This is a genomic window from Burkholderia stagnalis (assembly GCF_039848545.1).
Lineage (GTDB): Bacteria > Pseudomonadota > Gammaproteobacteria > Burkholderiales > Burkholderiaceae > Burkholderia > Burkholderia stagnalis.
Genome location: NZ_CP156685.1, coordinates 2,692,096 through 2,705,740 on the forward strand (window position 1 = coordinate 2,692,096; position 13,645 = coordinate 2,705,740).

Consider the following 13,645-nt stretch of genomic DNA (forward strand, 5'->3'; position numbering starts at 1 on the left):
AGAAGACACGATTCCGACTTGGGGCCGCGCTGATGCAAAAGCTGCAGATGCAGCAGAAACAAAACGGGCCCGGTACGAACCGAGCCCGAAATTATACCCGAACGCCATCAAACATCGGCAAACAGGTTCACACCGGCTGCGGATGGAACATGAACCAGCCGAGACAGAACAGCCCCGCGATCACGCAGTACACGCCAAACGACGCGAGCCGCCCGCGCCCTTCGAAATAGCGCATCAGGAAACGCACGCTCAGGTACGCGGCGATCGCGGTCAGCACGCCGCCGAGCAGCGCATCCGCCAGTTGATCCCGCGCGTGAAACAGCTTCGGCAGTTCGAGCACGCCCGCCGCGAAGATGATCGGCGTGCCGAGCAGGAACGAGAACTCCGCCGCTTTCTCGGCGGTCAGCCCCGCCGCGTTGCCGGCGATCATCGTCAGGCCGCTGCGCGAAAAACCCGGAATCAGCGCGCCCACCTGCGCGAGCCCGACCAGGAATGCCTGCTTGAAGGTCATCTTCTCGGGCGGCTGATGCGCGCGGCTGCGCTGGATGCGATCGCCGAGCCACAGCAGCACGCCGTTGACGATCAGCGCGACCGCGACGATCCGCAGGTCGTGGAACACGCGCTCGATGCGCTTCTCGAGCAGCAGGCCGACGATGCCTGTCGGAATCGTGCCGATGATGAGCGCCCACATCAGGTGCCCTTCGTCGTTCCTGCGGCCGCCGAGCTGCGCGAAGAAACCGCCGATCAGCGCGATCCAGCGCGCGCGGAAATACCACAGCAGCGCCAGCGCGGTGCCGAGGTGCAGCGCGACGAGGAACGGCAGCAACTGCGGCGCGTGCTTGTCGATATGCATGCCGAACAGCGCCGGCACGAGCAACGTATGGCCGAGACTGCTGACGGGAAAGAGTTCGGTCACGCCCTGCAGGACGCTCAGGAATGCCAGAAACCAGAGACTCACGCGTCGGTCCTCTTACGGAGATACAGCGGAAAGAAATTCCGGACGACGCGGCGCGCGGCCCGGAAGCGCGCCCCGGATTATGCCGAGCACCCATGACTGCGCCAAGGCATTTGGCAGGAAATTGCGGGAATGCACACAAACACTTGCATTTTGTAAGCATGAAGAAAGCAAAAAGCCCGCCATTTGAATGGCGGGCTTTGCAGATTCGGCAGATTTTGCCGCCGGTCAGCGGCCGAGCTGGTAGAAAAACAGCACCGTGCTGCCGGTGAACATCCCAAACAGTGCGATACCCATCGCCATCGCCAGATCCATGGCCGCTCCTTGAAGTGTCATGACCCGGTAACACGACCGGTTAAGTGCATTATCAAGACGCTTAACACGCTTCAACACTCGCAATTTCCCCGAGAAGGGTTTTCCCGGACGTGCCGGCGCCCCGATAATGGAGCGCGCCGCACCGCGGCAGCCTGTTCTCCTCCAACCGTCTACGCCGGATTCGCCATGCCGCTCTTCCAGCAACACGAGATTCACGAACTTCACGCCGGCCCGTCGCATGTCCGGATCGCGCCGCAATTCGGCGGACGCCTGTTGTCATGGCACGTCGACGGCGAGCCCGTCATTTTCTGGCCGGACGCCGCCGACTGGAGCCAGCTCGCGCGCGTGCGCGGCGGCAATCCGCTGCTGTTCCCGTTTCTCGGCCGGCACCGCGTCGACGGCGAAATCGGCCGCTGGCGCGACGCGGCGGGCACGATTCGCGACCTGCCGATGCACGGCTTCGCGCGCGACCTGCCGTTTGCCGCGCAGCCGTCCGCCGACGGCACGGCGCTCGCGATGACGCTCGAAGCGAACGACGCGCTGCGCGCGGGCTACCCGTTCGACTTCCGGTTCGAGGCCACCTATCGCCTGGCCGATGCGCACACGCTCGACGTCGCGCTGACGACGACCAACCGCGGCGCCACGCCGCTGCCCTATTACGCAGGCCATCACTTCTACTTCGCGCTGCCGCACGACGAGCGCGCGCAGACGACGCTCGAGCTGCCGCCGACGCACCGCCGCGCCCAGCTCGCCGACGGCACGATCAGCGCGCCGGAGCCCGGCGAAGCCCGCTATACGCTCGACGAAGCACGCATCCACGACCGCTTCCACTGCCTGGACGGCGCGCCGTCCCGCCCCGTGCGGATCGTGATGCCGGGCCGCCGCCGCACGATCGACATCACGCTCGACGTGCCGGGCTCGATCCCGTGGTACGCGGTCACGACCTGGACGGAAAAACCGGACTCCGACTTCTACTGCGTGGAGCCGTGGCTCGGCCTGCCCGACGCCATCCACAACGGGCTCGGGCTGCGCATGCTCGCGCCGGGCGCGACCGAGACGGCCGCGCTGCGGATCCACGTCGGCCCGCTCGCGGCCTGACATCGCCTGACGTCGGGCCGGCCGAACGCACGCGCGGCGGCCCCAAACTGCGGCGCGCGGGTCGAACCCGTTAAAATCCGATGTTTTGTGTCACCTGCCGCGTCCGCGCGCGGCAGGGTTTTGCGAGGTTCAATGTTCGGAACGACAACGAAACGATTCGTCGCGGCATCGATCGCCGCCCTGCTCGCCGCGTGCGGCTCCGCGCCGGTCGGCCCCGGCTTCTACCGCGTCGAAAGCGGCGACACGCTCTACAAGATCGCGCGCGCCAACCGCCAGTCGGTGCAGAACATCGCGCGCTGGAACCAGCTCTCGAACCCCGATGCGATCGAAGTGGGCCAGGTGCTGCGCGTCGCGCCGCCGGCCGGCACGACGACAGCCGCCACCACCACGGCGCCGTCCGGCGTCGGCACCGGCAGCGCGGGACGCAGCCGCCCGGCGCCCTCCGCGCCCGCCGAATCGGCCGTGAAGCCGGCCTCGAACATCGCGCTGATCTGGCCGTCCGCCGGCAATGTGGTCCGCACGTTCGATGGCGGGAAATCCAAGGGCATCGACATCGCGAACGCGGCAGGCACGCCGGTGATCGCGGCCGCGCCGGGCGTCGTCGTGTATGCGGGGAACGGGCTGCGCGGCTACGGCAACCTGATCATCCTCAAGCACAACGCCGATTACCTGACGGCCTACGCGCACAATCGCGCGCTGCTCGTGAAGGAAGGCCAGTCGGTCACGCAGGGCCAGACGATCGCCGAGATGGGCAACACCGACAGCGATCGCGTCGCGCTGCATTTCGAGCTGCGCTACGGCGGACGCTCGATCGATCCGGCGCGCTACCTGCCGGCCCGCTGACGGCCGAACGACTGCATGCGGCGCAGCGCGCGCCGCGTGCAGTCGGGTGTGTATGTCGGAGGGAAGCGAATCAGCGCTTGCGCGCACGGCCGATCCAGCGGCCGGACAACGGATCGACGCGGCTCGCGAACGCCACCAGTGCGCCGATTCCGATCAGGCTGAACCCCGCAGCTATCAGAAGCATATCCATGGTCATTTCAACGATTTGCGATGATCTTATGCGCCATTTCTGAATCGTGCACTGAACCGCCCACCCGCGATGCGTCGGCATCCTCCCGGAGATCGCTTACATTGATGGTCCGGACGCATGGAAACCGGTGCCTGCCGGCGCCCGGCATCCACGATCCGCCACCACGGAGACACCCGATGCTGCCCGCCGCCGACCGCTACGACACACTGCTCTCCCGCTTCACGTGGGCCGTTCCGGCCCGCTACAACATCGCCGTCGACGCCTGCGACAAATGGGCGGATGGCAGCGGACGGCTCGCATTGATCCACGAAACGGCGCAAGGCGACGTCGCGCGGCTGACGTTCGACGATCTGAAGACTGCTTCTAATCGTCTCGCGAACAGCTTCATGCGCGCCGGCGTGCGGCGCGGCGACCGGATCGGCATCTTCCTCGCGCAGGGCCCGGAAACGGCCGTCGCGCATCTTGCCGCGTACAAGCTCGGCGCGATCGCCGTGCCGCTGTTCACGCTGTTCGGCGCCGACGCGCTCGAATATCGGCTCGCGAACAGCGGCGCGGCGGCGCTCGTCACCGATGCGGCCGGCTACGCGAAGATCGCGCCGCTGCGCGCGCAGTTGCCTGCGTTGCGGGCGATCTACTGCATCGGCGCCGACGCGCCCGACGCCGCCGGCGTGCAGCACTACGACACGGCGCTCGCCACCGAGTCCGCCGATTTCATGCCGGCCGACACGGCAGCCGACGATCCGGCGCTGATCATCTATACGTCCGGCACGACCGGCAAACCGAAGGGCGCGCTGCACGCGCACCGTGTGCTGCTCGGCCACCTGCCCGGCGTCGAGATGTCGCAGCAATGCTTTCCGCGCGACGCGAGGCTGTTCTGGACGCCCGCCGACTGGGCGTGGATCGGCGGCCTGCTCGACGTGCTGCTGCCGTCGTGGCACCACGGCGTGCCGGTGCTCGCCCGCCGTTTCGAGAAATTCGACGGCGAGGCGGCGTTCTCGCTGATGGCCCGTCACGGCGTCACCCACGCGTTCCTGCCGCCAACCGCGCTGAAGCTGATGCGCACCGTGCCGCGGCCGCGCGAGCGCTACGCGCTGTCGCTGAAATCGGTCGCGAGCGGCGGCGAGTCGCTCGGCAGCGAGCTGACGGCCTGGGGGCGCGACGCACTCGGCGTGACGATCAACGAGTTCTACGGCCAGACCGAATGCAACATGGTGCTGTCGTCGTGCGCGGCGCTGTTCGCGCCGCGGCCGGGCGCGATCGGCAAGGCCGTGCCCGGACACCAGGTCGCGATCGTCGACGCGCACGGCGCGCCGCTGCCGCCGGGCGTCGAAGGCCGCATCGCGGTGCGCCGCCCCGATCCGGTGATGTTTCTCGAATACTGGCGCAACCCTGACGCAACCCGCGACAAGTTCGTCGGCGACTACCTGCTGACGGGCGATACCGGCACGCTCGACGCCGACGGCTTCATCCGCTTCGTCGGCCGCGACGACGACGTGATCACGAGCGCGGGCTATCGGATCGGGCCGGGCCCGATCGAGGATTGCCTGCTTACCCACCCTGCCGTGCGGATGGCGGCCGTCGTCGGCGTGCCTGACGCGACGCGCACCGAGATCGTCAAGGCGTTCGTCGTGCTGAACCCCGGCTACGCCGGCGACGACGCGCTCGTGCAGGCGCTGCAGGCGCACGTGAAAACGCGCCTCGCCGCGCACGAGTATCCGCGCACGATCGCGTTCGTCGACGGCCTGCCGATGACGGCGACCGGCAAGATCGTGCGGCGCGCGCTGCGCGAAGCGTGAAGCGCGGCGCGCGTGTCCGGATGGTTTATAGTGGCGCTCACTTGCCGTCTCTACATGAATACGATGTCCTCCGAACACCCCGGCGCCGCGGGCGCGTCGCATAGCCCGCTTTACGTCAAGCTCCTCGGCGAGACCGCCAAGATCGACTGGTGCGATCTCGAACGTTTCTTCGCGCAGGGCAAGCTGCTCTCCGTCGCACGCGACCTCGATCTCGTCAGCGTAGCCGAAGCGATCGCGAGCGACGACAGCGAGCAGGTCACCCGCTGGCTCGCCGCCGGCCACGTCGCCCGCATGCCGGCCGACACCGCGCAGGATTACGCGGCGCGCAACCCGGAACTGTGGGCCGTCGTCGTTTCGCCGTGGGTCTGCGTGCAGGAACGCGGCTGACGCGTTCGCCATGCCCGCTTCCGCATTACCGCCCGCGGCCGCGCAACTGCCCGCCGTCTCGCATCGGCGCGTGCTCGCGCTTGCCTTCCCGATCGTCCTCGCGAACCTGACGCAGCCGATTCTCGGTGCGGTCGACACGGCCGTCGCCGGCCATCTCGACGGCGTGCAGAATCTCGGCGGCGTCGCGCTCGGCGGGCTGCTGTTCAATTTCCTGTTCTGGGGGTTCGGCTTCCTGCGGATGGGTACGACGGGCCTCGTCGCGCAGGCGCACGGCGCGCGCGACGACGACGGCATCCGGTCGAACCTGCTGCGCGCGCTGATCGCCGCATGCGTGCTCGGCGCCGCGGTGCTGGCGCTGCAGGTGCCGCTGCTGTCGTTCGGGCTCGGTGCGCTGGGCGGCAGCGACGCAGTGCGCGCCACCGCGCTCGACTATAGCCACGCGCGGATCTGGGCCGCCCCGTTCGCGCTCGCGAACTACGTCGTGCTCGGCTATCTGCTCGGCATGCAGCGCGTGCGGCTCGCGCTCGTCGCGCAGGTGTTCATCAACGCGGTGAACATCGGCGCGGTGCTGCTCTACGTGTACGGTTTCGGCTGGGGCATCGCCGGCATCGGTGCGGCGACCGCCACCTCGGACGCCTGCGGCTTCGCGCTCGGCGCATGGATGCTGTGGCGGCTGCGGCCGCGCGGCCTGCCGTCGCTCGCGATGCGCACCCTCGTCGACCGCGCGGCGCTCATGCGCCTCGTCGCGCTGAATCGCGACATCTTCGTCCGCACGCTGTGTCTCTTGACCGCCTTCGGCTGGTTCGCGCACCTCGGCGCGAAACAGGGCGACGCGACGCTCGCGGCGAACGCGCTGCTGCTCAATTTCCAGACCTTCATGGCGTATGGCCTCGACGGCTTCGCGCATGCGGCCGAAGCGCTGGTCGGCGCGGCGGCCGGTGCGCGCGACCGCGCCGCGTTTCGGCAGGCGGTGCGCGTGACGCTCTTCTGGTCCGCGCTCGGCGCGCTGGGGTTCGCGCTCGTCTATTGGGCGGCAGGCGGCTGGATCGTCGCGCGCCTGACCGACCAGGCGGAAATCCGCGCGGTCGCGGAACGCTATCTGCCGTGGGCGGCGATCTCGCCTGTCGTGTCCGTGTGGGGTTTCCTGCTCGACGGCGTGTTCATCGGCGCGACGCAAACCCGCGCATTGCTGCGCGGCATGGTCGCCTCGTTCGCGGTGTTTGCCGCCGCCGCGCTGACGCTCGTCGGCCCGCTCGGCAATCACGGGCTCTGGCTCGCGCTGCTGTTGTTCATGGCCGCGCGCGGCGCGATGCTTGCGCGCTACCTGCCGGGGCTGTCGGCGCGGATCGGCGGCGACGTGCGGCCCGCGCCGGCCTCCGCCGCGTAGGCGCCCGCGTTTACTGCGCGGCGGCAGGCGGCGCGGCCAGCATCGACGGCGGCGTCATGTCGGTCGGCACGCCGTGATAGTCGGCCGGGTCCTGCGGCGGCTGGCCGCGGCGTGCATGGCGGGGATCGCCGGCGCAGCCGGCGACGATCGATGCGGCCAGTACGGCCAGCACGAAGCGGGTCATCAAATCTTGCTCCGGTAAAAAACGCGCGCCCACGGCGCGCTGAGGTCGCGCCGAGTCTAACGGAATTCCGGTTTCGAAGTGGCGCCGCGCATGTCCTACTATGTACTGATGGCGCAGTGCCGTTGAAAGGAGGCTGCCATGTCGTCTGAGGAAATTGCCGGCCTGATCGGCCTGTTCATCGGCGTGATGGTGCTGATCGCCCTGTCGTACTTCGAGTCGCGCGAATACAAGCGCTCGCACGGCGGCGAGGGGATGATCCATCACTGGATGGCGGAGCATCATCTGCTCGACTGGCGGCGCAAGCACTGAGCCGTTCGCACCGCCCTTCCCGTTCCGACCCGCGTTGAACCGGGGTCGTCGTTCAGCGTGCCGATCTGGCACGCTGTCAGCATTGTATTTCGCGAAATAATGGGGGCTGGAGTCGCCTCGCCAAGGCCCAAAGCACGAACGCCGCAGGCCGCGTAGACGCGCGCGCCCGTTGCGGGCGCGCGCATCCGATGCCGCTCAGCCGAGGAAATGGCGGGCGTAGCGGGCGTTGATATCCGACAGGCGGAACAGCGTCAGGAAGTCCGCGCAGTTGAAATCCGGATCCCACGCGGGTGCGCCGCAGATCTTCGCGCCGAGGCGCAGATAGCCCTTGATCAGCGGCGGCGGCGCGACCGCGGTGCCGGTCTGCAGTTCGTCGACCGGCAGCGCCGTGTGCGGGAACGCGCGATATTCGGGATCGGTCAGCGACTTGGCCGGCAGCGACTGGTACAGGTTCGCCGCATAGTGGCCGCCGTCGGCCATCGACACGCTCGCGCAGCCGAGCATCGTCTCGTAGCCGTTCTGCATCATGTAGGCGCCGAGGCCGCCCCAGAGCGCCATGATCACCGCGCCGCTGCGGTAGTCGCTGTGCACGCACGAGCGGCCGACCTCGACCATCTTGCCGCGCAGATGCGTGAGGCGCGACAGGTCGAATTCGCTTTCCGCGTACAGCCGGCCGACGCGGGCCGCCTGGTGCGGCGGCAGCACGCGATACGTGCCGACGACTTTCAGGGTGTCGAGATCGCGGACCAGCAGGTGGTCGCAATAGGCGTCGAACGAATCCACGTCGAGACCGGCGGGACCGCTGACCTGCGCGCCCATCTCTTCGGCGAACACGCTGTAGCGCAGGCGCTGGGCCTCGCGCAATTCGTCTTCCGTGCGCGCCCACGCGGCGCGCAGGCGGTATTCCGACGTGACGGTTTCAGATGCGCGCGGCAACAGGCGCCGCGAGGAATCGAGGGGCAGCGAGGCAAAGGGGAGCGTAGGCGTCGGCAGTTCTCGCATTAGGCTTTCCTGGTCGTAAGGAATAAGACGACATGCCCGCCAATGTAGTAACCGGCCGTGACCGTTACGTGGCAAGCCTGTGTCCGTTCAGTGACATGTCGCCGAATTGACTTTAGCAGAAAGCCCGCAAATACGTTTGATCCAACCCCTTCCAAATCCATCAGACCAGGTCCGGCGTCATGACGGCGCGCAGCACAGCCTGCCGGTTGCCGTCCCGCGTGCGGCTCGCGAGCCATATGATGGCGCCCTTCTTGATGCTCCAGCTATCGTCCCCGTCCGCGACCAGCCGCGCCGCGACGCTGCCGAGCGTCGGCTGGTGGCCGACGATCACGACCGTCGGCGCGATGCCGTCCGGCCAGCCGGCGGCGGCCAGCACGTCGTCGACGTCCGCGCCGGGCGCGAGTGCGTCGACGGTGCGGTATTGGTCGGTCAGCGCCTCGACGGTCTGCACGGTGCGCGCCGCCGGGCTCGCAAGGATCGTGCTGTTGCTTTCGAGCCGGCTGCGCAGCCACTTCGCCATTGCCTGCGCATCCTTGCGCCCGCGCGCGGTCAGCTGCCGCGCGAGGTCGTTCGCCGCGTAGTCTTCCGCTTCCGCATGGCGCCACAGGATCAGGTTCATCATGGTCGTCTCCGTTGTCCGTGTTCGATTCGTGCGTGTTCGTACGGGCCGCCGCGCGCAATTTTGCATCGTACGATTGACCCGGTGCGTAATTCAACGTTAGAATCTTTGGCTCGTCGGAGCGTAGCGCAGCCTGGTAGCGCATCTGATTTGGGATCAGAGGGTCGTAGGTTCGAATCCTATCGCTCCGACCACGAGATATAAGGGTTTCGCGGCACTGCTGCGGAACCTGTCTAATAGAAAGTCTAACCGGTGTCTAATAAAATGACGCCGGGTTCGAACGAAGCCCGCCGCCGCGCGGGCTTTTTTCATGCATGTGCCGAAACCGGATCATGACGCTTGACGACCTACATCGCTCATTGGTAGGTGACAGCAATCATCGGCGCCGTCGCCTTGAAAATCGTTTCCGACCATGCGGGAACGGGGCCTGAAAAAGCAAGCTTCCCAAAACGGTGTCCGCTTGGGCGGCCCGATCGGCACGCCCGAAGGCGCTGTTTGACTGGCGTGTGCATACGACGCGGTCGAGCTCTCGAGGCGCTTAGCATCTCGCGCCACTGAGTCACGCGACACGCCCCCGCACTCTCCGCCCCCTCCCTCAGCACCCTCGATCGATGATAGGTGTTCGTCTATACTTCGGACGAATCCATAGAAAGCCGAGCGTAAGTCGGCCAGATTGCCATGAAATTCATCCGGGGATTGTTCGGGTTCAACGCCCGAGGTCAGGCGCTCGACGAGGGTGAACCGACGGACAAGCAGCGGCATCAAGTGCGGTATTGCTTGCGGTTCGTTCAGGCGGCGCGGGATCAAGCGGAGCATTCGACCGACAACAGCGGCTGGACGCGATCAGCGAAGAGAACCATCGCCGCACTGCAGCGCTCGCCAACATGAAAGCCGCACCCGGGACGCGGTTCTCTGCCCGTTCCTGGCCAACACACCGACCACCGTCCTGCAAACGCAGTGACGATCCCCAAGGCCATACTGGCCCCGAGGCGACGCCGCACTAAACACGTGGCGTGAATCAAAATATTCCAGGGCAACACCCATGAAACGGGGAATTTCCTACGTCTGCATCTCGCTTGCCCGCGCGCAAGACCGGCGCGCAAAAATGGCAGAGCAGTTCGCTGCTCACGATATTGATGCACGATTCTTCGATGCGTTTGAACTGAAAGGTTCGGTCGACACCATTCCCGGCTACGATGCAGCCGGACGCCAGCGCCGCTACGGCTGGCCGCTGTCGCGCGGCGAAGTCGGCTGCTATCTCAGCCACCGCGCGGCCTGGCTCCAGCTCGTGCAATCGAACAACGACACGATGTGCGTCATGGAAGACGACATTACGCTGCTCGACGGCTTCAAGCCCGCGACGCTTGAACTTCATGACACGCGCCACCACTGGGACATGGTGCGCCTGATGGGGATCACGAAACGCCCGCAGGTCGAATATGCGACGCTGCCGAGCGGCATGCGCATCATGTGGATGGACTCGCATCCGACCGGCACGCAGTGCTATATGATCACGCGGCAGGCTGCGGCACGGATGCTGGCCTACACGGCGAACATCGTTCACGCGATCGATATTGCGTTCGACAGAAGCTGGGAACACGGGCAACGGCTCTATATCACATCGCCTGAATACGTCGCCGACCCGGGCATGCCGACGATGATTACCGACCGCTCGGATTCGCGCACGTTCGGACAGCGATTGAAAGCAAAGTACCACCGCAAGATCGAGCGGATCTCATCGCGCCGCTTCAACGATGAGCACCGCCCCAAGCGTCCGATCACGATCGAGATTGCTCCGGCAGCCGCCGAGGCGACGCCGACGCTCGCGTGAGCCTATGCAGCAACCGGCGGCGCCGGCCATCGCACATCGAGCGGCCAGCCTGACCGCTGGGGCAAATCCCGAAGCGCTTGCCGATACGCCTCCAGATCGCCCGCCATCACCCCAATCCGTCGACCGAATCCGAATCACTAGAACGGCAAAGCGCGGCCAGCACATCGAGCCGCCGCCCCGGATCCCGCACGAACGGATTCGACTCGTCCCACGCGTAGCCGGCCAGGATCGCACAGACCATGCGCTTCACTTCCGGCGATTTCTCTTCGTGGAATACGACGTCCTGCAGTTCCCCCGAATACCATCGCTCGACGAATGCGCGGAACGTATCGATGCCCTTGCGCAGCGCGACGTCGTAATCGCGCTGCCAGTCCACCGCTTCGCCGCGCCATTGACGCTCGAGCGCCTGAACCGCCAGCTGCGACGAGCGAAGCGCGATCGTGACGCCCGACGAGAAAATCGGGTCGAGAAATTCGCCGGCATTGCCGAGCAATGCATAACCCTCGCCATGCAGGCGCTCGACATTCGCCGCATAGCCGCCGATGTGACGTACCGGCATCACGAACGGCTTGTCGCCGACGAGGCGTGCGAGCGTCGGCTCCGTCTGCAGCAGTTCGCGCAGCCGCGCCTCGCGTTGCGCTTCCGGCACGTCGAGAAACGCCGCTTCCGCGACGCAGCCGACCGACGAGCGTCCGTTCGTGAGCGGGATCATCCAGTACCACACGTCGCGGCGCGACGGATGCACCGCGATGCAGATCTTGTTCCGGTCGGTCGAACCGGCCGGCAAGCGATCCTCGACGTGCGTGAAGATTGCCGCCCGCGTCGGCATGCGGGTCGGCGCCTCGAGGTCGAGCAGGCGCGGCAGCACGCGGCCGAATCCGCTCGCGTCCAGCACGAAGGCCGCGTCGACCCGATACGCATGACCGCTTTCGTCGACGACCTCCAGCCGCGGCCGCGCACCCGGCGTGAACGCCTGCACCGAGTGGCCGAAACGCACGTCGGCGCCCTGCTGTATCGCGCACCGGATCAACACGTCGTCGAACACCGCACGCTCCACCTGGTACGTGGTTCCCCAGCCCGCCGAGAATTTGTCGCGGAAATCGAACGACGACATCCGCTCGCGATGCACGAAATAGGCGCCGTTCTTGAACTGGAACCCCGCTTCGACGACCGCCTGCAACATGCCCGCCTCTTCCAGGTAGCACATGCTCTGCGGCAGCAGGCTTTCGCCGATGGAAAAGCGCGGAAAATGCTGGCGCTCGAGGACGAGCACCGAGCGGCCCGCCTTGCGCAGCAATCCGGCAGCGACTGCGCCGGCCGGGCCTGCGCCGATGATCGCGACGTCCACGCTGACCTGCTCAGGATTCAATTCATTCATGCTCGTGTTGCCCGTTTCGATTGATTGGGTAGGTTGAACTTCCGCGCACGCGTGCGCGATGCCATTTAAAATGGGCGCCCGAGAAATCACGCAGACCAACGAAGGGCCTATGTCGTCTTCCCGCACGCACGCCGCAACGTTTGTTCCGGAAACCGCATTCGGCGTCTGGTTCCTGCGCACGCACACCTGGGAGCATCACGTGCTGCGCGTCGCCATCGACGATCTGAAGCGTCTCGTCACGGCCCCGCTGCCGCCCGCGCCGGTCATTCTCGACGCCGGCTGCGGCCAGGGGAAATCGTTCCGGCTGCTGCACGAGGCCTTCGCCCCCGGCAAGATCATCGGCATCGACTGCCATCGCGAATCGCTCGCCTGCGCGTCGGAGGCGGCCGGCCGCTGCGGCGCCGCGGTCGAATTGCACGACGCCGATTGCGCGCACTTGCCGCTTGCCGACGCGAGCGTCGACATCGTGTTCTGCCATCAGACCTTTCATCATCTCGTCGAACAGGAACAGGCCCTCGCCGAATTCCGGCGCGTGCTCAAACCCGACGGGCTGCTGCTGTTCGCCGAATCGACGGACGCCTACATCAAGTCCTGGGTCATCCGCCTGCTGTTCCGGCACCCGATGCACGTGCAGAAGAGCGCCGACGGCTACCTCGCCATGTTGCGCGAAGCCGGCTTTTCGTTCGAGCACCGAAACGTCTCGTTACCGTATTTGTGGTGGAGCCGCGCCAAGGACTTCGGCCTGCTCGAACGGATCGGCCTCTACCGCCCGCAGCCGGGCAAGCGCCGCGAAACGCTCGTCAACGTCGCCGCCCGCAAGCGCGCATGAACGACGCGCGCCCGCGGTGCGCCATAGCGGTGCATGCGGGCGGGCGTCGCGCGATGCGTGCCCGCGGTCGGCCGACGCGCCGTCAGTGCGCGTCGAGCTGAACGACGGTGCCCGACACCGAGATCGCGCCTGCGCTGCCGCTCACGCCGCACGTGTAGCTGGTCTGCGAATCGGAGCGATTGTCGTGAAACCGCGTCGTGACGTTGACGACCGCATTCGCGCCGCGTCGCTTCGCGTATTCGCGCAGCTTGCTCAACGCGTCGCCGAGCGCCTGCTCGCAGGCCTGCTGTTCCGCCTGCGTGCCTCGCGCGATCCGCGCCGACTCCGAACGCGGACCGAGATCGGACTTCACCGCCGGATGCGCCTGCGCGCCGAAATACAGCTTCACGCCGTTCGCGTCGGCCGCCGTGGCGGCCGGCGGGAGCGGCAGCGAACGCACGGTGGTGCCGCAACCCGTCAGCACGGCGGCAGCGATCAACGCACCCGCCAGATAGCCCTTACGTTTCATCGTTCTTGTCCTCA

17 protein-coding genes and 1 tRNA gene are annotated in these 13,645 nt (G+C 66.8%); 10 read left to right on the forward strand and 8 right to left on the reverse strand.

The genetic code is table 11. The features are described 5' to 3' along the window. Window positions 1–127: 127 nt before the first annotated feature. Together ABFO07_RS12380 and ABFO07_RS12385 are read right to left on the reverse strand one after the other, a co-directional pair. Window positions 128–958, reverse strand: a complete 831-nt coding sequence (locus tag ABFO07_RS12380) for an undecaprenyl-diphosphate phosphatase (protein ID WP_059566988.1) — start codon at window positions 956–958, stop codon at window positions 128–130. 225 nt (window positions 959–1,183) lie between these two features. Next, a complete protein-coding gene (locus ABFO07_RS12385) occupies window positions 1,184–1,291 on the reverse strand; it encodes a UDP pyrophosphate phosphatase (RefSeq protein ID WP_192817504.1) in 108 nt (35 codons plus the stop codon). A gap of 165 nt (window positions 1,292–1,456) precedes the next feature. Here ABFO07_RS12385 and ABFO07_RS12390 point away from each other — a divergent pair, with 165 nt between their 5' ends. The 5 genes from ABFO07_RS12390 (at window position 1,457) to ABFO07_RS12410 (ending at window position 6,971) form a co-directional block, all read left to right on the forward strand. Further along, window positions 1,457–2,368 carry an aldose epimerase gene (locus tag ABFO07_RS12390; RefSeq protein WP_060270563.1) on the forward strand — a complete coding sequence of 304 codons (912 nt, stop codon included), beginning with the start codon at window positions 1,457–1,459 and terminating at the stop codon, window positions 2,366–2,368. Window positions 2,369–2,500: 132 nt separating this feature from the next. Continuing rightward, window positions 2,501–3,211: a peptidoglycan DD-metalloendopeptidase family protein gene (locus ABFO07_RS12395; RefSeq protein WP_059566984.1), complete on the forward strand. Its 711-nt coding sequence runs from the start codon at window positions 2,501–2,503 to the stop codon at window positions 3,209–3,211. A 366-nt stretch (window positions 3,212–3,577) separates the two neighbouring features. Next, window positions 3,578–5,197: an acyl-CoA synthetase gene (locus tag ABFO07_RS12400; RefSeq protein WP_347467378.1), complete on the forward strand. Its 1,620-nt coding sequence runs from the start codon at window positions 3,578–3,580 to the stop codon at window positions 5,195–5,197. 63 nt (window positions 5,198–5,260) lie between these two features. Next, window positions 5,261–5,584 (forward strand): DUF2288 domain-containing protein, encoded by a 324-nt coding sequence (locus tag ABFO07_RS12405; protein WP_026044825.1) that lies wholly within the window; start codon window positions 5,261–5,263, stop codon window positions 5,582–5,584. Window positions 5,585–5,594: 10 nt separating this feature from the next. Next, entirely contained in the window at window positions 5,595–6,971 is a 1,377-nt protein-coding gene (locus tag ABFO07_RS12410) for an MATE family efflux transporter (protein WP_347467380.1), read from the forward strand. Between the two features lie 10 nt (window positions 6,972–6,981). Here ABFO07_RS12410 and ABFO07_RS12415 read toward each other — a convergent pair whose 3' ends face one another. Then, the gene (locus ABFO07_RS12415; RefSeq protein ID WP_170304045.1) at window positions 6,982–7,155 is read right to left on the reverse strand and encodes a hypothetical protein; all 174 of its coding nucleotides are present in this window, start codon (window positions 7,153–7,155) and stop codon (window positions 6,982–6,984) included. Between the two features lie 138 nt (window positions 7,156–7,293). Between ABFO07_RS12415 and ABFO07_RS12420 the strand changes: the two genes are divergently transcribed. Beyond that, entirely contained in the window at window positions 7,294–7,464 is a 171-nt protein-coding gene (locus ABFO07_RS12420; protein WP_167361367.1) for a hypothetical protein, read from the forward strand. 195 nt (window positions 7,465–7,659) lie between these two features. Here the strand turns inward: ABFO07_RS12420 and ABFO07_RS12425 are convergent, their stop codons facing one another. Together ABFO07_RS12425 and sixA are read right to left on the reverse strand one after the other, a co-directional pair. After that, complete coding sequence (locus tag ABFO07_RS12425) at window positions 7,660–8,466, reverse strand: GNAT family N-acetyltransferase (RefSeq protein ID WP_059811018.1); 807 nt, start codon at window positions 8,464–8,466, stop codon at window positions 7,660–7,662. A 160-nt stretch (window positions 8,467–8,626) separates the two neighbouring features. Next, on the reverse strand, window positions 8,627–9,088 hold the full coding sequence (gene sixA, locus ABFO07_RS12430) for a phosphohistidine phosphatase SixA (protein WP_059567181.1): 462 nt from the start codon (window positions 9,086–9,088) through the stop codon (window positions 8,627–8,629). Window positions 9,089–9,202: 114 nt separating this feature from the next. On the opposite strand from sixA, the gene ABFO07_RS12435 reads away from it, so the two are divergent. The 3 genes from ABFO07_RS12435 (at window position 9,203) to ABFO07_RS12445 (ending at window position 10,916) form a co-directional block, all read left to right on the forward strand. Further along, a tRNA-Pro gene (locus ABFO07_RS12435) sits at window positions 9,203–9,279 on the forward strand. Window positions 9,280–9,763: 484 nt separating this feature from the next. Continuing rightward, on the forward strand, window positions 9,764–9,973 hold the full coding sequence (locus tag ABFO07_RS12440; protein ID WP_059982493.1) for a hypothetical protein: 210 nt from the start codon (window positions 9,764–9,766) through the stop codon (window positions 9,971–9,973). A gap of 154 nt (window positions 9,974–10,127) precedes the next feature. Continuing rightward, window positions 10,128–10,916 (forward strand): glycosyltransferase family 25 protein, encoded by a 789-nt coding sequence (locus tag ABFO07_RS12445; protein ID WP_059922790.1) that lies wholly within the window; start codon window positions 10,128–10,130, stop codon window positions 10,914–10,916. Between the two features lie 2 nt (window positions 10,917–10,918). Here ABFO07_RS12445 and ABFO07_RS34710 read toward each other — a convergent pair whose 3' ends face one another. After that, on the reverse strand, window positions 10,919–11,023 hold the full coding sequence (locus ABFO07_RS34710; RefSeq protein ID WP_081081504.1) for a phage tail assembly chaperone: 105 nt from the start codon (window positions 11,021–11,023) through the stop codon (window positions 10,919–10,921). After that, a complete protein-coding gene (locus ABFO07_RS12450; RefSeq protein WP_347467385.1) occupies window positions 11,023–12,294 on the reverse strand; it encodes an NAD(P)/FAD-dependent oxidoreductase in 1,272 nt (423 codons plus the stop codon). The genes ABFO07_RS34710 and ABFO07_RS12450 overlap by 1 nt, the downstream gene beginning before the upstream one ends. A gap of 109 nt (window positions 12,295–12,403) precedes the next feature. Here ABFO07_RS12450 and ABFO07_RS12455 point away from each other — a divergent pair, with 109 nt between their 5' ends. Continuing rightward, window positions 12,404–13,123, forward strand: coding sequence for a class I SAM-dependent methyltransferase (locus tag ABFO07_RS12455; RefSeq protein ID WP_059906980.1), 720 nt, complete (start codon window positions 12,404–12,406; stop codon window positions 13,121–13,123). 82 nt (window positions 13,124–13,205) lie between these two features. Here ABFO07_RS12455 and ABFO07_RS12460 read toward each other — a convergent pair whose 3' ends face one another. After that, window positions 13,206–13,631, reverse strand: a complete 426-nt coding sequence (locus ABFO07_RS12460) for a signal peptidase (RefSeq protein WP_059885522.1) — start codon at window positions 13,629–13,631, stop codon at window positions 13,206–13,208. Window positions 13,632–13,645 lie beyond the last annotated feature (14 nt).

Bases quoted from the DNA above. Each gene is read 5' to 3' on its own strand.
- ABFO07_RS12415 (WP_170304045.1), bottom strand. From the start codon at position 7,155: ATGACCCGCTTCGTGCTGGCCGTACTGGCCGCATCGATCGTCGCCGGC.
- sixA (WP_059567181.1), bottom strand. From the start codon at position 9,088: ATGATGAACCTGATCCTGTGGCGCCATGCGGAAGCGGAAGACTACGCG.
- ABFO07_RS12410 (WP_347467380.1), top strand. From the start codon at position 5,595: ATGCCCGCTTCCGCATTACCGCCCGCGGCCGCGCAACTGCCCGCCGTC.
- ABFO07_RS12455 (WP_059906980.1), top strand. From the start codon at position 12,404: ATGTCGTCTTCCCGCACGCACGCCGCAACGTTTGTTCCGGAAACCGCA.
- ABFO07_RS12425 (WP_059811018.1), bottom strand. From the start codon at position 8,466: ATGCGAGAACTGCCGACGCCTACGCTCCCCTTTGCCTCGCTGCCCCTC.
- ABFO07_RS12450 (WP_347467385.1), bottom strand. From the start codon at position 12,294: ATGAATGAATTGAATCCTGAGCAGGTCAGCGTGGACGTCGCGATCATC.
- ABFO07_RS12445 (WP_059922790.1), top strand. From the start codon at position 10,128: ATGAAACGGGGAATTTCCTACGTCTGCATCTCGCTTGCCCGCGCGCAA.
- ABFO07_RS12420 (WP_167361367.1), top strand. From the start codon at position 7,294: ATGTCGTCTGAGGAAATTGCCGGCCTGATCGGCCTGTTCATCGGCGTG.
- ABFO07_RS12385 (WP_192817504.1), bottom strand. From the start codon at position 1,291: ATGACACTTCAAGGAGCGGCCATGGATCTGGCGATGGCGATGGGTATC.
- ABFO07_RS34710 (WP_081081504.1), bottom strand. From the start codon at position 11,023: ATGGCGGGCGATCTGGAGGCGTATCGGCAAGCGCTTCGGGATTTGCCC.
- ABFO07_RS12400 (WP_347467378.1), top strand. From the start codon at position 3,578: ATGCTGCCCGCCGCCGACCGCTACGACACACTGCTCTCCCGCTTCACG.
- ABFO07_RS12395 (WP_059566984.1), top strand. From the start codon at position 2,501: ATGTTCGGAACGACAACGAAACGATTCGTCGCGGCATCGATCGCCGCC.
- ABFO07_RS12440 (WP_059982493.1), top strand. From the start codon at position 9,764: ATGAAATTCATCCGGGGATTGTTCGGGTTCAACGCCCGAGGTCAGGCG.
- ABFO07_RS12460 (WP_059885522.1), bottom strand. From the start codon at position 13,631: ATGAAACGTAAGGGCTATCTGGCGGGTGCGTTGATCGCTGCCGCCGTG.
- ABFO07_RS12405 (WP_026044825.1), top strand. From the start codon at position 5,261: ATGTCCTCCGAACACCCCGGCGCCGCGGGCGCGTCGCATAGCCCGCTT.
- ABFO07_RS12390 (WP_060270563.1), top strand. From the start codon at position 1,457: ATGCCGCTCTTCCAGCAACACGAGATTCACGAACTTCACGCCGGCCCG.